This window comes from Streptomyces longhuiensis, from assembly GCF_020616555.1.
GTDB classification, from domain to species: domain Bacteria; phylum Actinomycetota; class Actinomycetes; order Streptomycetales; family Streptomycetaceae; genus Streptomyces; species Streptomyces longhuiensis.
In genome coordinates this window covers 1,609,771-1,627,788 of sequence record NZ_CP085173.1, presented here as the reverse complement: position 1 = coordinate 1,627,788, position 18,018 = coordinate 1,609,771, and the positions used below count along the sequence as shown (strand labels likewise).

Sequence of the window (18,018 nt, the reverse complement as noted above, 5' to 3'; positions counted from 1 at the left end):
TCACACACCTCCGGTGAACGGTTCGGGAACGTCGAGGACGACGCGGCCGTCCACCTCCACACGCCGTGCGGCCACCACGTGCACCGGCCGGCCCTCGCTCACGAGGACCGCTGCCGCGTCGGCCCGTACACCCGCCCCCTCGACGCGGCGCTCCACGGGCGAGAGCAGCACGGTCTCGGACCCGAACGTCACGCCGTGCCCGTGCGCGCAGTCCACCGCGCGTGCGGTGATCTGTGTGCCCGGCTCGATCGCGGTCAGGAACATGGCGCGGCGAGCGGCGGACGTGGTCACCCGGAGCGTGTGCAGCGTCCTGGTGAGCGTCAACTCCGGTGTGCTGGACGTGGGGTTGGCCGCCACGTCGGTCACACCGGACTCCGTGCGGACGTCGTCGGGCGCGAGCCGGGTCACCGTCGCGCGCGCCTCGCCCGCCCGGATCAGCCGCGTACGCACGTCACCTTCGGGGATCGTGGGCTCGTCGGTCTGGAGCAGGAACGTCCACTCGCGGGCGACGCCCGCCTCGGCCTGCGCCAGGTCGAGCAGCACCAGTCGCCCCGACGGGGTGCACGCCAGGGTGCGGTCGAGGCGGCGCACCCCGAGGCGAGGGTCGTACATGGCGCCGATCTCCGCCGTGCCGTGTGCCCAGCCGCCGCCCGCGAGGACGTCGCGCATCCGGGCCTGGCGCTCGTGGGGGATGCCCTCGTAGACGTGATAGCGGTCTTCGTCGGCGAAACCCTGCCCGTCGACGAGCAGGAGGTTGTGGTGCGCGGCCCGCTTGCGGTTGCTGTAGCCCTCGTCGACCGCGAGGAACGCGCCCTGCGACAGCAGGACGAACGAACCCGAATCCGGATGGTGGTGACCGGTGTTGAGCGTGTCCCAGCCGAGCTCCGCCCGGTGTTTCGCCGCCGTCTCCCACGCCTTGTGACCGCCGCCGGGCGAGGCCTTGAACGACACGAACGTCGCGTCGTCCGCCCAGCTCGTGCGGGCCGTGACGAGGCCCAGGTCGGGGAAGTGGGCGTGGGTGTCGGACGCGGCGGGCGGGCGGGCCGCGACGGAGGGGTCGTACCAGAGGTACTCCAGGTAGGCCTCGGGCAGGATGCCCGGCCGCACCCCGCTGTCGGCGGCCTCGCGTCCGAGCAGCTCGCGCCCGACGAGGCCGGCGAGCCACTGGGCCTCGCCTATCCCGTACGCGGCCGCGAGGCGGTGGTAGAGCGCGGCGCTGTGCCCGCTGAGCCGATCGTGGCAGTCGCCGTGTCCCGTCTGTTCGGCGAACCCGGGGGCCGACTGGTGGAGCCGGAAGCGGAAGGTGTTCTCCATGAACCCGCCGCGTCCCCACCAGTCGAGACCCTCGCACTCCTGGAGGAGATCGAGGTGGATCGCCAGCCAGGGCACGCCGTAGCGCCAGTACACGACGCCCTCGGCGTGCGAGCCGTCCTCGGGGAGCAGGTCGAGGACGCGTCCCAGGTTGTCCTTGGCCCGCTCGGTCCATTCCTCGCGGCCGAGGACGTAGCCGGCGGTGGCCAGGCCCGCGTAACAGATCCAGTTGTGGTTCTGCCAGTACGAGGAGGACCACCAGCGGCCCTCCGTGGCCACCGCGAAGTCGTACAGGCGCCGGCCCTGCACCATCAGCTTGTACCGCAGGAGCGTGCGCGTCTCGTCGGACAGAGCGTCGCCCAGCCAGTGGTGGGCCAGGGCGAGATGGTGCAGGAGCCAGCCCGCGTCCAGGTCGTGGTCGGGCATGTGGGCCCTGCCCCAGTGGGGGAATCCCGTCGCCGCCCCGATCCAGCGCTCGGCCTCCGCCAGGTGCGCTGGGTCGCCGCTCACGCGGTACGCGAGGGCGGGGTTCGACGCGGCCGGGCCGAGCCAGGTGATCGACGCCTCGGGGTGCCGGCGGGGCGGTGCGAGGTCGCGGTGGCGAACGGCCTCGTCCATGAGCCGCCGCTCCTGGAACGGACGGGGGCCCGCAGGCGGTGTCGCGGACAGGAGCATCTCAGGCCTCCGTCCGGTGCACGCGGCGGGAGCCGTCGGCCAGGGAGACGATCAGGCCGTCCTCGGTCAGCCGGACGTCCGTCACGGCGGGCCCGGCGGACGCCGACTGGTACACCGACGCGAAGACGATCCGCGTCGCGTCCCGGGCGGTGAAGTCGACCCAGGTGCGCTGCTGCTGGGGATCGTCGGCAGGACCTGGACCCGGCCGGCAGAAGGGCCGGACGGGTGTGGACGCGGTGTGCCAGCCGTGCAGCAGCTCGTCCCCGTACCAGGTGGTGCGCACCGGACCGGACGCCTGCACCTGGAGGTCGAGGGCGACGCCGGGCCGCAGGTGTGCCGCGACCCGTCCGAGTGCGTCCCCCTCTCCCGTCACCGTCAGTACGTCGACCAGGTGGCAGGTGCCCGCCTCGACCCGCCGGACCGCGCGGACCCCTTCGTAGGCCGTGGTCACCTCGGCCGTGGCCGACGTGTCGTCCGCGTTCAGCAGCGTGCCCACGCACTCGGCCTGCTCGGCGCCGTCCACGCGGAACGAGGGATGGGCTGCCGTGGAGGCGTACAGGTCGCGGAACTCCTCGTGCGCGTACGGGACTTGGCCGGGATCGGGCTGCCAGGGCGCCGTCGCCCCGTACAGGTACAGGGAGAGCTTGTCGCGGTGGCCGTGCGAGCCGCCGTGCGGTCCGAAGTCGAGGACGGCGTGGACGCCCGCGGCGCGCACGACGGCGTATCCCGCGTCGCCGAACACCGTGACCGGAGCGGGTGCGGAGCGCTCCGGGAGCGGGGAGCCCGTGAACCAGCCGTCGAGGAGCCGGTCCAGGCCGTCGTCCGCGCCCGCGAGATCCGCGCGAGCCCGCGCCGCCACCGCGTCCAAACGTGGCGCGGGCATGAACTGCCGTGCCAGGAAACAGAGTTCGAGCCACTCCAGCGAGAGCGGGTCACGCAGATACGGGCCGTCGTGCAGGGCGGGCAGGACACCGCCGTCCGTGGCGATCGCGGCCAGGACGTCGACCATGCCGGCGAGGCGGGCGGCCACGTCGCCGGGCAGCGCCGAGGGGTCGGTGCCGCGCAGCGCGAGGAGCGCCGCGCGCAGCACGAACCCGTGGTAGTACGCGCTGCCTTCCCACTCCCAGCCGTCGTCCGCGACGCAGGCCCGCAGATGGGCGTACAGCCCGTGCGGGCCCTCCAGCCACTGCTTCGCCCCGTCCCAGGGGACGCCCCGCACAGCCGCGGCGGCCCGCCCCGCGACGATCCCCGCCGCGGTCAGCCACGTCGTGTAGTTGGATGCCAGGTCGCCCCGTGCGACCAGCACGTCCCGGGCGTCGAGAGCCGCCCGCTCCAGCTCGTCGAGGAGGGGGAGGACGGCGGTGAGCTCGGCCGAGCCGCGTGCGGCGAGCGTCCATGCCGCGTGTCCGATGTTCACGGCCCAGATCGCGTCGGTGAGCGCCTGGTGGAACAGCCGGCCGCGCAGCATCCACGGCTGCGCGTCGTCATGGTGGCGACCCGCCAACTCCGCGTACAGAGCGGTGTATTCGACGAGTCCGGCCACCGCATCCGTGTCCTCGCCGCGTTCGGCCAGGACACGGATGCGGCGGGCCCACGCCTGGTGGGAGAGGACGGTCCAGGCGCCGCGCACGGCGGGGGTGTCCACTCGGCAGCCGCGCGGACATCGCGTGCCGTCCTCGGGGAACGCGCCGCCGAGGACGTCGCCGTGGTCGAGCTCGACGCCGTGCGCCGGGCACACGTACGCGTGCCACCAGCCGCCGCGCTCGCGGGGGATCCGCTTCACCGCGGCCATACGCCACCGTCGATGTCGAGGGTCGTGCCCGTCAGGAAACCGGAGGCCGGGGAGGCGAGATGGACCACGGCGGCGGCCACGTCCTCGGGTGTGCCCGCGCGGCCGACGGGGATCCCCGCCTCCATCGCCTGCTGGGCCTCGGGCGCGGTGAACGTGTCATGGAACGCGGTGCCCTTGATGAAGCCGGGCGCGACCGCGTTCACCGTGATGCCCGCCCCCGCGACCTCCTTGGCCAGGGCCTTGGTGAAGCCGCGGATCCCGGCCTTCGCCGCCGCGTACGGCACGGAGCCGGGCCCGCCGCCGTTGTGGGCGGCCAGCGACGACATGGTGACGATGCGGCCGGCCGCCGACCCGGTGAGGTGGGGGAGCGCGGCGCGGCAGGTGCGGAACGTGGACGTCAGATTGGTGTCGACGACCCGCTCGAAGTGCTCGTCGCTCATCTCGGCGACGGTGGCCCGCCCGATGAGGTGCCCGGCGTTGCAGACCAGGACGTCGAGGCCGCCGAGGAATCCGGTGGCTTCCGCGACGAGGCGGTCCACGTCGGCGGTCACCGTGACGTCCGCGCGAAAGGCCTTGGCACGGCGGCCGAGCGACTCGATCGCGGCGACGGTCCGCTCGGCCTCCTCGGGCGAGCTGTGGAAGTGCACGGCGACGTCACAGCCGGCCGCGGCGAGTCCGACGGCGATGGCACGGCCGATGCCGTGGCCGGCGCCCGTCACGAGCGCACGGGAGTCTTGGAGATCAACAGACATGGAGACAGAGCCCTTTCACGAGCACGTGGGGGATGAGGGGAAGCGGGGACGGGACGAGGGGACGGGGCGAAGGCTCACTTGAGGCCGGCGGTGGCGAAGCCCTGGACGAAGTAGCGCTGGCCGATGAGGAAGAGGATCACCATCGGCAGCGTGGCGAGCGTCGTCCCCGCCATCAGGAAGTGCCAGTGCGTGCCGTTCTCCGTCCTGAAGACGGACAGGCCGACCTGGATGACGCGCAGACTGTCGGTCCGCGTCACGAGCAGCGGCCACAGGAAGTTGTTCCAGGACGACTCGAAGGTGAGCAGGGCCACCGTGGTGAGGGCGGGCTTGACCTGCGGGGTCATGATCCGGGCGTAGATCCGGAACTCGCCGAGACCGTCGAGCCGCGCCGCCTCCTCCAGCTCCACGGGCAGGTCCAGGTAGAACTGCCGGAACAGGAACACGGCGAACGGTGTCACGGCCCCGGGCACGATCAGCGCCCACCACGAGTCGAGCCAGCCGCTGCCGCCCTGGCCGAAGAGGTCGTTGCCCCCGGCGAGCGGCATGAACCGCACGATCAGGAACTCCGGCAGGACCTTCGTGTACGTCGGGATCATCAGGGCGGCGACGAAACAGTAGAAGATGAGGTCGCTGCCGCGGAACCTGATCCGCGCGAGTGCGTAGCCGGCCATCGACGCGACGAGCACGTTGAGGACCGTGTGGCTGATCGCGATGACGAAGCTGTTGCGCGCGTACGTCGCGAACGGCGCGGCCTTGAAGGCGTCGACATAGTTCCCGAACTCCCAGTGCGACGGCAGGAGTCCGGAGTGCTCGGAGGCGATCTCCGCCGGTGTCTTGAGCGAGGTCAGCACCATCCACACGAACGGCACGACCATCACGAGCGACGTGAGCGCGAGCGTCACGTAGAGGGCGACGCGTCCGGGCGACACCCGGGGACGGGACTCAGCCATGGCCACGGGTGCCTCCCATCATCCGCCGGTTGACCAGGGTGAACGCCATCAGCAGGACGAACAGCACGAGGGACTGGGCGCAGGCGTAGCCCACGCGGAACTCCCGGAACGCGGACTTGTAGATCTCGTACGTCATCATCGTGGTGCTGTTGGCGGGGCCGCCGTCGGTGAGGATGTAGATCTGGTCGAAGGACTGGAACGCGGTGATCATCGAGGTGATCAGGACGAAGAACGTGGCGGGCTTGAGCAGGGGCAGCGTGAGGGAGAAGAACTGGCGCACCTTCGAGGCGCCGTCCACGGAGGCCGCCTCGTACAGCTCCTTCGGCAGGTTCTGCAGCGCGGCCAGATAGATCAGCATCTTCATGCCGATGCCCTGCCAGATCCCCACGAGGATCACCGACGGCATCGCCCACGTCGTGGACGCGAGCCAGGCCGGGCTCTCCACGCCGAAGATGCTCAGCAGCGTGGTGAACAGGCCGTTGCGCGGGTTGTAGATCCACAGCCAGACGAGGGCGATCGCCACGGTCGCGGTGACCTGCGGCAGGAAGATCGCGGTCCGGAAGACCCCGCGCGCCCGCAGCCCCGCGTTCAGCCCGAGCGCGAGCAGCAGCCCGAGCGCCATGCCGAACGGCACGGTGAAGAAGGTGTACACGACGGTGTTCAGGATCGACTTGCGGAACACGGCGTCGCCGAACATGTCCCGGAAGTTGTCCAGGCCCACGAACTTCGGCGCGGACAGGACGTCGTACGACGTGAACGCGAGGAAGACGGCGGCCACGACCGGCAGGCCGATCCACAGCGCCGCGTGCAGCAGGGCGGGCGCGACCATCAGCAGACCGGCTCGGCGGCGGCGCGCCCCGGGACCGGCGCCGCCGCGAACGGCCCTGCTGCGAGGGGGTTTTGATGACTCAGGGGGCGAGGGAGGCCGCGCGGGGCCGGCCTTCACCACGGAGAGGGTTCCCACGGCGACAGCCCCTCACATCCGCGCGATGGCGGCCTCGGCGAGACGCCCGAGCTCCGCGATCGCGCTCTTCGCGGACCGGCCGCCCACGACGGCGGGTTCGAGGGTGGGCTTGATCTTCTCGCGGATCTCCATCCAGGCCGGCGTGCCGCCTTCGGCGCAGGCGCTGCCGAGGTTCTGCAGGGAGAAGTCGACGAGCTTGTTCTTCTTGACGTACGAGGTGGAGCGCAGTTCGCGCAGACCGGGCACGGTGGCGCGCTGCTCGGCGGCGGAGAGGATCGAGTCGGGCGCGGCGAGGTACTCGACGAGGGCGCGGGCCGCCGCCGGGTGCCGGCTGTGCGCGGACTGCGTGACGAGTGTCCCGCCCGTGAGCATCGCGGGCTTGCGGTTGCGCAGCACGAACGCCCCGATCAGGTCCTTCTCGATGAGCTCGGGCGTCTGCTCCTGGAGCTGCTTCCACAGGCCGCTGCCGGTCATCATCATGGCGGCCTTGCCCGTCTGGAGGTTGGTGGGGGCCCCGGCGTCCGCGTCCGTCTTCTTCGCGTAGTCGGCCGAGCCGTCCGCGCTCAGATCCTTGAAGAACTGGAGCGCTTCGACCCCTCGCCCGTCGGTGAAGGCGACCTTCTTGCCGTCGGCACTGAACAGGGAGCCTCCGTTGGCGTACAGGAAGGTTTCCCAGCACTGCCGCAGGTCGATCGAGAACGGGTCGAAGCCCAGCCGGTCGCCCTTGGTCAACTGCTTCGCCATGGCGCGCAGTTCGGTCCAGTCGCGGGGTGGCTTCTTGATCCCGGCGGCGGCGAAGTGGTCCTTGCGGTAGGCGACGAGCCGGGTGGCCATCACGGTCGGCAGGGCGTACAGCTTCCCGTCGTAGCGGGACGGTTCGAGGACCCGCGGCTCGTAGTCGTGGCGGGTCGCGAGCGACTCGGGCAGCGGGGCGAGCACCTTCTTCGCGGCGAACGGTGGGATCCAGCCGACGCCCATCATCAGCACGTCGGGCAACAGACCGCCCGCGAGCGCGGTGGTGATCTTCTCGTTGAGCTGCGTGTACGTCGTGTAGTCGACGTTCACCTTGACGTCCGGGTGCTTCTTTCGGAAGCCGCCGAGGATCTCCTGCTCCAGGAGTTTCTTGCCGTCGGAGCCTTCGAAGATCGGGGTGAGCAGCGATATCTCACCCTCTGCGGGGCCGCCGGCCGAGCCGCCGGACGAGGAGCCGGTGCCGCAGCCCGTGACCGCGGCCGCCGTGCCCGCACCGAGTGCGGTCAGCAGCAATCGTCTCGTGAGTTCCATGGGACACCCCTTGTGAGGCGGAGATGGTCAATCGATACAGCGGAGAGTGGCCTGTGAGCGGCCGAAGATGCTTGTAAATCGATGCACTGAGGCTAGGAGCCGTTCGCGAGAGGCGTCAACAGCCCGTGCACAACAATCTTTTGAGCCGTTCGAGAGCAGTGGCCGATCCCCTGAACCTGCGAACCAGATCTAGTAAATCGGTACACTGAAGTGAAACACTGCACGGGACAGTCGGGAAGTCGCAGCTAGCCGGAGGTGGCACGGCATTGAACGGGGTTACGATCCATCAGGTCGCGGAGGCGGCCGGGGTGTCCGCGAGTACGGTGTCCAACGTTCTCAACGGCCGCACCGACAGGATGCAGCCCGCCACCCTGGCCCGGGTCGAGCAGGCGATAGAGCAGCTGAGCTACCGGCCCAACCGCGCGGCCCGTATGCTCCGCACCGGTCGCATCCAGGTCATCGGCCTCATCGTGCCCTCCGTCGCGAACCCGTTCTGGGGTGCTCTCGCCCGTGAGCTGGAGGCCGTCGCGCTAGCCGAGGGCTACCACGTGCTCCTCTGCAACAGCGAGCGCGACCCGGCCAGGGAGCTCAAGTACGGCGAGGAGCTCCTCGCGGACGGGGTGAGCGGCGTGGTGCTGTGCTCCTCCCTCCCCTCGCTCGACCACGTGGCGCCCCTGTTGAAGCGAGGGCTGAAGATGGTGGCTTTCGACCGCGCCGCCCAGGCCGGCGACCCACCGTCCCTGGCCAGCATCAGCGTCGACAACGCGATGGGCGCCGAACTGGCCACCCGCCATCTCCTCGACCTCGGCCACCGGCGGCTCGCGTTCGTCTCCGGCTCGGTCAACAGCGTCAACCGGCGGGAGCGACTGCGCGGATTCCGGTCGGCCCTGGAGGAGGCGGGCATCGACCCGGCCCGCGCGGTGGTCTGGCCGGGCGCGGCCACCAGCGAGTTCGGCGACAAGGAGTCCGCCGAGCTGGGCCGCTCGGCCGCGCGCGAGTTGCTGGCCGCGCCGGAACCGCCGACCGGGTTCGTCGCGATCAACGACATGTGCGCGATCGGCGTGTGCCGGGGCGCGCGCGACGCGGGGCTGAGCGCGGGCCGCGAGGTCTCGGTGGTCGGGTTCGACGACATCCTGCTCGCCGAGCTCTTCGAGCCTCCGCTGACCACCGTCCGCCAGCCGCTCCCGGAGATGGCGGCGGAGACCTTCCAGCAGTTGCGTGCCCGCATCGAGTCCACGTCGGGCGCCGGGCGTTCGCTCCTGATCCGGCCGCGCCTCGTGGTGCGGGAGTCGACCGCGGCGGGCCCCGCCGGAGGTCATGGTGCCCGGTGAGGTGGGCACAAAGACCCGCGCAGGGGGGACGTCGGACCTGCCGACGAGCGTGCGTGCCCGGGGTACGGTCGAGCGACCGAGGGGGTTCGAGAAGGAACGAGGTGGCGCCGTCATGGCTCCTCGCCGTGCGGACACGACGCCGACCCCGACCGAGCAGATGCGGCGCGGTCAGCTCATCGAGGCGACGATCGACCTGATCTGCGACAGGGGTTGTGCCGCGGCGTCCCTGTCGGCCATCGCCCAGCAGGCCGGCATGTCCAAGGCCGCGGTCCTCTACCACTTCTCGTCCAAGGACAACCTGACGCAGGCGACCCTCACGCACGTCCTCGACTCCGTCACGGCGTACGTCACCGAGCGCGTGGCGCACGCGGCCGGACCGAAGGGGGCCGTCGTCGCCTATGTGCGCTCGGTCGTCGGCTACCAGCGCACGGAGCGGCGCCACGTCCGCGTCATCGCCGAGATGCTCCTCGACCGGCGAAGTGGCGCCGCGTCCCCGGTGGGGCGCTGGGGCATGCTGGCCCGGCTGCTGGCCGACGGCCAACGGGCGGGCGTGTTCCGTGAGTTCGACCCGGAGGTGGTGGCGCTCGCCGTCGGCGGCGCCATCGAGGGTGTGGTCTCCCGCTGGCTGACGCACCCCGAATTCGACCTGGACGCGGCGGCGTCCGAGCTGGAGACGTTCACGCTGTACGCGATCGAACGTCCCCGGACCCGCCTGCCCGCCCAGGCATCCCCGGCGTCGTCGGTGCCGCGCTCAGTCCTCTGAGCGCGACCACCCCAACGCCTCGATCCGTGCCGCGTCGGACGGGCGTGTCTCGTCGAACACCGTCCGGCGGCCGTCGCTGACGCGCACCCCGTCCACGTACACCCCGCGTCCCACGTACAGCTGGTCCGTCGCGTAGCGCCAGCGCAGGCGGACGTCTCCGCCCTTGAAGGCGCCGAGAGCGGCGGTCAGGCGGTGCCAGGTGCGGCCCGACCAGCCGTCGGCCGTGCCCTTGGGGTGGTCCGCGGGGTCCTCTCCCTTACGGGTGGTCGTGAACGGCAGGGGCTGCCAGGTCGCCCCGGCGTCGGCCGACACCTCCAGATACAGGAGGTCGGAGTGCGGTTCGGTGTCCCACCACAGGTCGCAGCCGAGACTCGCCGTGTCGGAGGTGACGTCGAGCTCGGGCAGGGTGAGCGTCGCCGAGGTGGCGCTCGCCATGCCGGAGAACCAGGCGGCGCGCCCGTGCGCGGGGCGTACGGCGACGGCGCGGGCGAGGTTGTTCGCCGCGGCGACCCGGGGAGCGGAGCCGGATCGCCAAGTACGCACGGGATGAACGGAGTTGCCGAGCACGACGAGGAACGAGTCGGTCGTCGGGTCGAGGACGATGCACGTGCCGGTGAAGCCGGTGTGGCCGGCCGTGCGCGGCGTCGCCATCGCGCCCATGTACCAGTGCTGGTAGAGCTCGAAGCCGAGACCGTGCTCGTCGCCGGGGAACGCCTGGTTGAAGTCGGTGAACAGCAGCCGCACCGACTCCTCGGACAGGATGCGCGCCTTGCCGTAGGAACCCCCGTTGAGGAGGGTGCGGCCGAGGATCGCGAGGTCCCACGCGCAGGAGAAGACACCGGCGTGGCCCGCCACACCGCCGAGCCCGAACGCGTTCTCGTCGTGCACCTCGCCCCAGACGAGTCCGCGGTCGAGGCCGGACCAGGGCAGGCGCGCGTCCTCCGTCGCGGCGATCTTCGGCTTCCAGGACGCGGGCGGGTTGTAACGGGTGCGGCGCATCCCGAGGGGCCCGGTGATGCGGTCGCGCAGGAGTACGTCCAGGGTCTGTCCCGTGAGCTTCTCCAGGACCAGCTGGAGCGAGATCAGGTTGAGGTCCGAGTAGAGGTACACGGTGCCGGGCGGGTTGAGGGGCGCCTCGTTCCAGATGAGGCGGAGCTGTCCCTCGCGCGTCGTCTCCTTGTAGAGGGGTATCCAGGCGCGGAATCCCGAGGTGTGCGTGAGGAGTTGACGGATCGTGATGTCCTGCTTGCCGGCACCCGCGAAGTCAGGGATGTACGAGGCGACCGTGGCTTCCAGCTCCAGCTTGCCGCGCTCGATCTCCTGCACGGCGATGAGCGAGGTGAACAGCTTCGAGACGGAGGCAAGGTCGTAGACGGTGTCCTCGGCCGCCGCGATCTGCTGGTCGGCGGGGAACTCCACACCCGTGTCGGTCTTGTCGTCGTAGGCCGAGTAGCGCACGGCCTTGCCGATCGGCTGGTGGAGCGCGACCGTGCCGCCGCGGCCGGCGAGCAGTACGGCGCCCGCGTACCAGGGGTGCTTGGGGGAGGGGGCGAGGAACTTCTCGGCGTCGGCGACGAGTTGGCGCAGATGTCCGGCGATCAGACCGGCTCGCTCCGGGGACCCCCGGCGCAGCGTGGTTCCGTGCCCGTCGGCGTGCCCGTCCGTGTGCGTGTCCGCCGCGGCGGCGGGCCCCGCCGGGAACGGGGCGAGGGCCAGTGCCCCACTCAACGCCAGTACACCCGCGCCCAGTTGGCGACGGGAGAGCCCGTCGCCGGTGTCGTGCAATCTGTCCGCCGCGCCGTCGGTCATGAACGAACCCCTTCTGAAAGTATCTTTCGGGATCTAGCTCGACGGATGAAACTTTCATGTCAGGCTCCGGTCGTGTCAAGCCTCGGAATTACGTCACAGAAATCTGACGCAGCATCAGAAAGTGTCTTCCCTCGTTCGGAGGAGTGCGGCATTCTGCGCCCATGCAGACGGAGCTGAGCAAGAAACTGGGGATCGAGCACGCCATCTTCGGCTTCACGCCCTTCCCGGCGGTGGCCGCCGCCATCAGCAGGGCCGGGGGGTTCGGTGTGCTCGGCGCGGTCCGCTACACCGCACCCGACGACCTGGCCCGCGACCTCGACTGGATGGAGGAACACGTCGACGGCGCGCCCTACGGGCTCGATGTCGTGATGCCCGCGAAGAAGGTCGAGGGGCCGAACCATCAGAAACTGACCGAGGCCGACGTCGAGGCGATGATCCCCGACGGGCACCGCCAGTTCGTCAGAGACACCCTCGCCAAACACGGCGTCCCCGAGCTCGCCGAGGGCGAGGCGTCGGGCTGGCGCATCACCGGCTGGATGGAGCAGGTCGCCCGCAACCAGCTGGACGTCGCCTTCGACTACCCGATCAAACTCCTTGCCAACGCCCTCGGTTCACCGCCCGCCGACGTCATCCGGCGCGCGCACGACCAGAACGTGCTCGTGGCCGCTCTCGCGGGCAGCGCCCGGCACGCCCGCAAACACGCGGACGCGGGCATCGACATCGTCGTCGCGCAGGGCTACGAGGCCGGCGGACACACCGGCGAGATCGCGTCCATGGTGCTCACGCCCGAAGCGGTCGACGCCGTGTCGCCGCTGCCCGTCCTCGCGGCAGGCGGCATCGGCAGCGGGGAGCAGATCGCGGCGGCCCTCGCGCTCGGCGCCCAGGGCGTCTGGCTCGGCTCCCTCTGGCTCACCACCACCGAGGCCGACCTGCACTCCCGCGCCCTCACCGCCAAGCTTCTCGCCGCCGGGTCCGGCGACACCGTCCGCTCCCGCGCCCTGACCGGCAAGCCCGCGCGCCAGCTCCGCACGGAGTGGACGGACGCGTGGGACGACCCGTCGGGCCCCGGCACGCTGCCCATGCCGCTCCAGGGGCTGCTCGTCGCCGAGGCGGTCTCCCGCATCCAGAAGTACGAGGTCGATCCGCTGCTCGGCACGCCCGTCGGGCAGATCGTCGGCCGGATGACGAGCGAACGCCCCGTCCAGGCCGTGTTCGACGATCTCACGCGCGGTTTCGAGCGCGCCGTCGACCGGATCAACCGCATCGCAGGAAGGAGCGGCCAGTCGTGAGCACAGGCCCCCACACCGACAGCGCGCCCCCCAACGGATTCTGGGCCCAGGCCACCGCGGATCCCGGCCGTACCGTACTCGTCGCACCCGACGGGGAGGAGTGGACCGCGGGCCGCCTGCACGCCGACGTCAACAAGCTCGTGCACGGCCTGCGCGCCGCCGGGCTCGAACGAGGCGACGCGTTCGCCGTCGTCCTGCCCAACGGAGTCGAGTTCTTCACCGCGTTCCTCGCCGCCTCCCAGGCCGGGTTCTACCTGGTCCCGGTCAACCATCATCTGGTCGGCCCCGAGATCGCCTGGATCGTCGCCGACTCCGGAGCGAAGGTCCTCATCGCGCACGAGCGGTTCGCCGAACAGGCCGTGGCCGCCGCCGACGAGGCGGCACTCCCCGTAGGGCAGCGGTACGCGGTCGGAACCGTCGACGGCTTCCGCCCCTACACCCAACTCCTCGACGGACAGCCCGAGTCGGTGCCGGACGACCGCACCCTCGGCTGGGTCATGAACTACACCTCGGGCACCACCGGCCGGCCCCGCGGCATCCGCCGCCCCCTGCCCGGCAAGCTCCCCGAGGAGACCTACCTCGGAGGCTTCCTCGCCATCTTCGGCATCAAGCCGTTCGACGACAACGTGCACCTCGTCTGCTCGCCGCTCTACCACACCGCCGTGCTCCAGTTCGCGGGCGCGTCCCTGCACATCGGACACACCCTCGTGCTGATGGACAAGTGGACCCCCGAGGACATGCTGCGTCTCATCGACACCTTCAAGTGCACGCACACACACATGGTGCCGACCCAGTTCCACCGCCTGCTCGCCCTGCCGGACAGCGTCAGGAGCGCGTACGACGTGTCGGCGATGCGGCACGCCATCCACGGCGCCGCGCCCTGCCCCGACCACGTCAAGCGCGCGATGATCGACTGGTGGGGCCACAGCGTCGAGGAGTACTACGCGGCCAGTGAGGGCGGCGGCGCCTTCGCGACCGCAGGGGACTGGCTGAAGAAGCCGGGCACGGTCGGCAAGGCCTGGCCCATCAGCGAGCTCGCCGTGTTCGACGACGACGGCAACCGGCTGCCGGCCGGCGAACTCGGCACCGTCTACATGAAGATGAGCACCGGCGGATTCTCGTACCACAAGGACGAGAGCAAGACGAGGAAGAACCGCATCGGCGACTTCTTCACCGTCGGCGACCTCGGCCTTCTCGACGAGGACGGGTATCTCTTCCTCCGCGACCGCAAGATCGACATGATCATCTCGGGTGGCGTCAACATCTACCCCGCCGAGATCGAGTCCGCGCTCCTCGGCCACCCGGCCGTCGCCGACGCCGCGGCCTTCGGGATCCCGAACGACGACTGGGGCGAGGAGGTCAAGGCGGTCGTCGAGCCCGCGGAGGGGCACATCGCCGGAGACGCGCTCGCCGCCGAGATCCTCGCGCACTGCGAGCGCCAACTCGCCGGCTACAAGCGGCCCAAGACCGTCGACTTCATCGAGACGATGCCACGCGACCCGAACGGCAAGCTCTACAAGCGCCGTCTGCGCGACCCCTACTGGGAGGGCCGCACCCGCGCGATGTGACCCACGCGGGGTTCTGACGTCAGGAGCGGCCCGGGGCGTTCCCCCGAGCCGCTCCCGTCGTTCAGCGTGCTCTCGCGAGGAATCCTGGGGGTTCGCCCCCCGGGGGGAATCGCATCCGTGACGGCGGTGCGGAGTATCGCCGCGGCAACGGGCACGGAGCGCCCGCAAGAAGGGGCGAGCTGGGGTTTGAGGACTGGGAGTACGTCAGCAGGGAGCGGGCCACCGGTCAGTTGCCGCGGTACCAGCCGACGGCCGCGAAGCCGATGACCGCGAATTGTCTCGGGCGGGTGCGCATCGTGCCTCCCAACTGGATTGAAGGAAGGGGCGGTTGAGCGTACCAGCGGGTATGCCCGGAGGGGCGGCGTCCGGTGCGGCCATCGCGCGCCGCGCGTCACCGGCCTTGATTTCGTGTCGGCCGGGGCACAGGATCGCGCCATGACGGGTGTCCGGGATGAACAAGACGTACGCGCCAGCACGGTCGACGGGACGCTGCGCCGCAGCGCACGACGCGCCCCCGAGCGCGTCGCCGTCCGCTACGGCCCGCGCGCGTGGACGTACGCCGAACTCGACGCGGCCGTCGCGCGCGCGGCCGGCGTACTGCGCGGCCTGGGCCTTGAACGAGGGGACCGCGTCGGCGCCTACGGGCACAACTCCGACGCCTACCTGATCGGCTTCCTGGCCTGTTCGCGCGCCGGGCTCGTGCACGTGCCGGTCAACCAGAACCTCACGGGGGACGACCTCTCCTACATCGTCGGCCAGTCGGGCTGCGCACTCGTACTGACCGACCCCGACCTGGCGCACCGGCTTCCCGCGGGCGTGCGCACCCTGGCACTGCGCGACGCGGACGACTCCCTGCTCGCCCGGATCCCCTCCGCCGAGCCGTACGACGGACCGCAGCCCGACGCCGACGACCTGGTGCAGCTCCTGTACACCTCCGGCACGACCGCGCTGCCCAAGGGCGCGATGATGTCGCACCGGGCGCTCGTCCACGAGTACGTCAGCGCGATCCACGCCCTCGGCCTCACGGAGACGGACCGGCCCGTCCACTCCCTGCCGCTCTACCACTCGGCGCAGATGCACGTCTTCCTGCTGCCGTACCTCGCCGTCGGCGCGCAGAACACGATCCTCGACGCTCCGGACGCCGCGAAGATCTTCGACCTCGTCGAAGCGGGGGACGCCGACAGCCTCTTCGCGCCGCCCACCGTCTGGATCGGCCTCTCGCAGCACCCGGACTTCGCCACACGGGACCTGAGCGGTCTGCGCAAGGCTTTCTACGGCGCGTCGATCATGCCGGTGCCGGTCCTGGAACGGCTCCGCGCGCGCCTGCCCGGACTCGCCTTCTACAACTGCTTCGGCCAGAGCGAGATCGGACCGCTCGCCACCGTCCTCGGGCCCGACGAGCACGAGGGCCGCATGGACTCCTGCGGGCGGCCCGTCCTGTTCGTCGAGGCGCGGGTCGTCGACGAGGACGGCAAGGAAGTGCCCGACGGCACCGCCGGTGAAGTGGTCTACCGCTCACCGCAGTTGTGCGACGGCTACTGGGACAAGCCGCAGGAGACCGAGGCGGCCTTCCGTGACGGCTGGTTCCGCTCGGGGGACCTCGCGGTGCGCGACGGCGAGGGCTACTTCACCGTCGTCGACCGGGTGAAGGACGTCATCAACTCCGGGGGAGTGCTCGTCGCCTCACGCCAGGTCGAGGACGTGCTCTACACCCACCCGCAGGTGGCCGAGACCGCCGTGATCGGCCTGCCCGACGAGCGCTGGATCGAGGCCGTCACGGCCGTCGTCGTCCGCGGCGGCGAGGTCACCGAGACGGAGCTCATCGACCACGCACGCGAGAAGCTCGCCCACTTCAAGGCGCCCAAGCGGGTCGTCTTCGTGGACGAACTCCCGCGCAACGCCAGCGGCAAGATCCTCAAGCGGGAGCTGCGGGACCGGTTCAGTACGGCGGACTGAGCCCGCCGGAAAATGACGCGCGGACCCGGCCGAGGCCCTGTTACGGTCGCGGACATGAAGCGCGCTGCGATGACGACGACGCCGGAGAGTGTCCCGGCGCGCTGACAGCTGTCTCAGTCCGAAGCCCCGGGGCGAGTGCCCCGGGGCTTCGCCATGGGACCACTCGCCCGACGACCGCGAGGGATCCCGAAATGAACCAGCAGAGGCAGGACCAGCAGAAGCAGGACCAGCAGAGGCAGGACCAGCACAAGCAGGACGAGCACAAGCAGAGCCGGGAGAGGCAAGACCTGCAGAAGCAAGCCCAGCACCCTCAGGAACACTCGCAGTGCGAGCGCCCGAATCACGATCACCGCAAGCTCGGTCGTGAGCTCGGCCTCTTCGACACCGACCCTCTGATCGGCGCGGGCCTGCCCTACTGGCTGCCCGACGGCGCGGCTGTGCGGCACACCCTCGAGGAGTACATCCGCACCGCCGAGCGGCGGGCCGGCTACCGGCACGTGTACTCGCCGGTTCTCGGCAAGCGCGAGCTGTACGAGATCTCGGGGCACTGGTCGCACTACAGCGACGACATGTTTCCTCCGATGGACCTGGGCGGCGAGCAGGTCGTCCTGCGGCCCAGCCTCTGTCCCCACCACGCAGTGATCTACCGTTCCCGCTCCCACAGCTACCGCGAACTGCCGTTGCGTATGGCGGAGTTGGGCGGCATGTACCGCTCCGAGCTGTCGGGGGTGCTCGGTGGACTGACCCGCGTACGGGCCATCCAGCTCAACGACGCGCACATCTTCTGCACCCTCGACCAGGTGGCAGGCGAGGCGCGGGCGGCCCTGGAGATGATCCGCAGGGCATACGAGGCGCTGGGCATCACCCCGGCGCGCTACCGGCTGTCGCTGCCGGGGCCGGGCGGCAAGTACGTCGCCGCTCCGGATATGTGGCAGCGCTCCACCGCGCTGCTCACCGAGGTCCTCGACCGGTCGGGTCTTCCCTACGAGGCGGCCGAGGGCGAGGCCGCGTTCTACGGGCCCAAGATCGACGTCCAGGTCGCCGACGGTGCGGGGCGCGAGTCGACCCTCTCCACCGTCCAGGTCGACTTCCACCAGCCCGAGCGTTTCGACCTGCACTACATCGGCCCGGACGGGGCGAAGCATCGTCCGGTGATGGTCCACCGCAGCATCATCGGCAGTGTGGAACGGGCCGTCGCGCACCTCATCGAGCAGCACGGCGGCGCCTTCCCGGCGTGGCTCGCCCCCACCCAGGTGGCGATCCTGCCGATCTCGGACGCCGAGCTGCCGCACGCCGACGCCCTTGCGCGGCGGTGCGCCGAGCTGGGGCTGCGGGCCGAGGTCGCGGGCCCCGAGCGCGGCACCCTGGGCGCCCGCGTCCGGGAGGCCCGGCTCGTGCCGTACCAGGCGGTCATCGGTGCGAGGGAGGCGGTGGACGGTCGGGTCGCGCTGCGCCTGCGCGACGGCCGCCGCCCCGCGCCGCTGCCCGCCGATGAGGCACTCGCCAGGATCGGGGCGGTCGTCGACGGGTACGCGCACGACCTGTGGGACGACGCGAGCTGACGAAAGCGGGCC

The 18,018-nt window shown here is 70.9% G+C and carries 13 protein-coding genes; 6 read left to right on the top strand and 7 right to left on the bottom strand.

Translation table 11 applies throughout. The annotated features are described in order from the left end of the window. The 6 genes from LGI35_RS07765 to LGI35_RS07740 all read right to left on the bottom strand — a co-directional run bounded on the left by LGI35_RS07765 (position 1) and on the right by LGI35_RS07740 (position 7,728). Positions 1–1,929, bottom strand: a complete 1,929-nt coding sequence (locus tag LGI35_RS07765; RefSeq protein WP_227293161.1) for a DUF4962 domain-containing protein — start codon at positions 1,927–1,929, stop codon at positions 1–3. 58 nt (positions 1,930–1,987) lie between these two features. Next, a complete protein-coding gene (locus LGI35_RS07760; RefSeq protein WP_227293160.1) occupies positions 1,988–3,778 on the bottom strand; it encodes a heparinase II/III domain-containing protein in 1,791 nt (596 codons plus the stop codon). Continuing rightward, positions 3,766–4,530, bottom strand: coding sequence for an SDR family NAD(P)-dependent oxidoreductase (locus LGI35_RS07755; protein WP_227293159.1), 765 nt, complete (start codon positions 4,528–4,530; stop codon positions 3,766–3,768). The genes LGI35_RS07760 and LGI35_RS07755 overlap by 13 nt, the downstream gene beginning before the upstream one ends. Positions 4,531–4,604: 74 nt before the next feature. Beyond that, positions 4,605–5,480, bottom strand: coding sequence for a carbohydrate ABC transporter permease (locus LGI35_RS07750; protein WP_227293158.1), 876 nt, complete (start codon positions 5,478–5,480; stop codon positions 4,605–4,607). Continuing rightward, positions 5,473–6,309 carry a carbohydrate ABC transporter permease gene (locus LGI35_RS07745; RefSeq protein WP_227293157.1) on the bottom strand — a complete coding sequence of 279 codons (837 nt, stop codon included), beginning with the start codon at positions 6,307–6,309 and terminating at the stop codon, positions 5,473–5,475. Before LGI35_RS07745 ends, LGI35_RS07750 begins: the two co-directional genes overlap by 8 nt. Positions 6,310–6,456: 147 nt before the next feature. Beyond that, positions 6,457–7,728, bottom strand: a complete 1,272-nt coding sequence (locus LGI35_RS07740) for an ABC transporter substrate-binding protein (protein WP_227293156.1) — start codon at positions 7,726–7,728, stop codon at positions 6,457–6,459. Between the two features lie 266 nt (positions 7,729–7,994). Between LGI35_RS07740 and LGI35_RS07735 the strand changes: the two genes are divergently transcribed. Then, positions 7,995–9,059 carry a LacI family DNA-binding transcriptional regulator gene (locus LGI35_RS07735; protein ID WP_227293155.1) on the top strand — a complete coding sequence of 355 codons (1,065 nt, stop codon included), beginning with the start codon at positions 7,995–7,997 and terminating at the stop codon, positions 9,057–9,059. A 112-nt stretch (positions 9,060–9,171) separates the two neighbouring features. Beyond that, positions 9,172–9,822: a TetR/AcrR family transcriptional regulator gene (locus tag LGI35_RS07730; RefSeq protein ID WP_227293154.1), complete on the top strand. Its 651-nt coding sequence runs from the start codon at positions 9,172–9,174 to the stop codon at positions 9,820–9,822. On the opposite strand, the gene LGI35_RS07725 is transcribed toward LGI35_RS07730, so the two are convergent. Beyond that, entirely contained in the window at positions 9,811–11,631 is a 1,821-nt protein-coding gene (locus tag LGI35_RS07725; protein ID WP_227293153.1) for a serine hydrolase domain-containing protein, read from the bottom strand. The two genes, LGI35_RS07730 and LGI35_RS07725, sit on opposite strands and share 12 nt — an antisense overlap. 161 nt (positions 11,632–11,792) lie before the next feature. Between LGI35_RS07725 and LGI35_RS07720 the strand changes: the two genes are divergently transcribed. The 4 genes from LGI35_RS07720 to thrS all read left to right on the top strand — a co-directional run bounded on the left by LGI35_RS07720 (position 11,793) and on the right by thrS (position 18,006). Further along, positions 11,793–12,920: an NAD(P)H-dependent flavin oxidoreductase gene (locus tag LGI35_RS07720; RefSeq protein ID WP_227293152.1), complete on the top strand. Its 1,128-nt coding sequence runs from the start codon at positions 11,793–11,795 to the stop codon at positions 12,918–12,920. Continuing rightward, the gene (locus LGI35_RS07715; protein WP_227293151.1) at positions 12,917–14,488 is read left to right on the top strand and encodes an acyl-CoA synthetase; all 1,572 of its coding nucleotides are present in this window, start codon (positions 12,917–12,919) and stop codon (positions 14,486–14,488) included. Before LGI35_RS07720 ends, LGI35_RS07715 begins: the two co-directional genes overlap by 4 nt. Before the next feature lie 435 nt (positions 14,489–14,923). Further along, on the top strand, positions 14,924–16,444 hold the full coding sequence (locus LGI35_RS07710) for an acyl-CoA synthetase (protein WP_227293150.1): 1,521 nt from the start codon (positions 14,924–14,926) through the stop codon (positions 16,442–16,444). A 191-nt stretch (positions 16,445–16,635) separates the two neighbouring features. Then, positions 16,636–18,006, top strand: coding sequence for a threonine--tRNA ligase (gene thrS, locus LGI35_RS07705; RefSeq protein ID WP_227293149.1), 1,371 nt, complete (start codon positions 16,636–16,638; stop codon positions 18,004–18,006). The last annotated feature ends 12 nt before the right edge of the window (positions 18,007–18,018 follow it).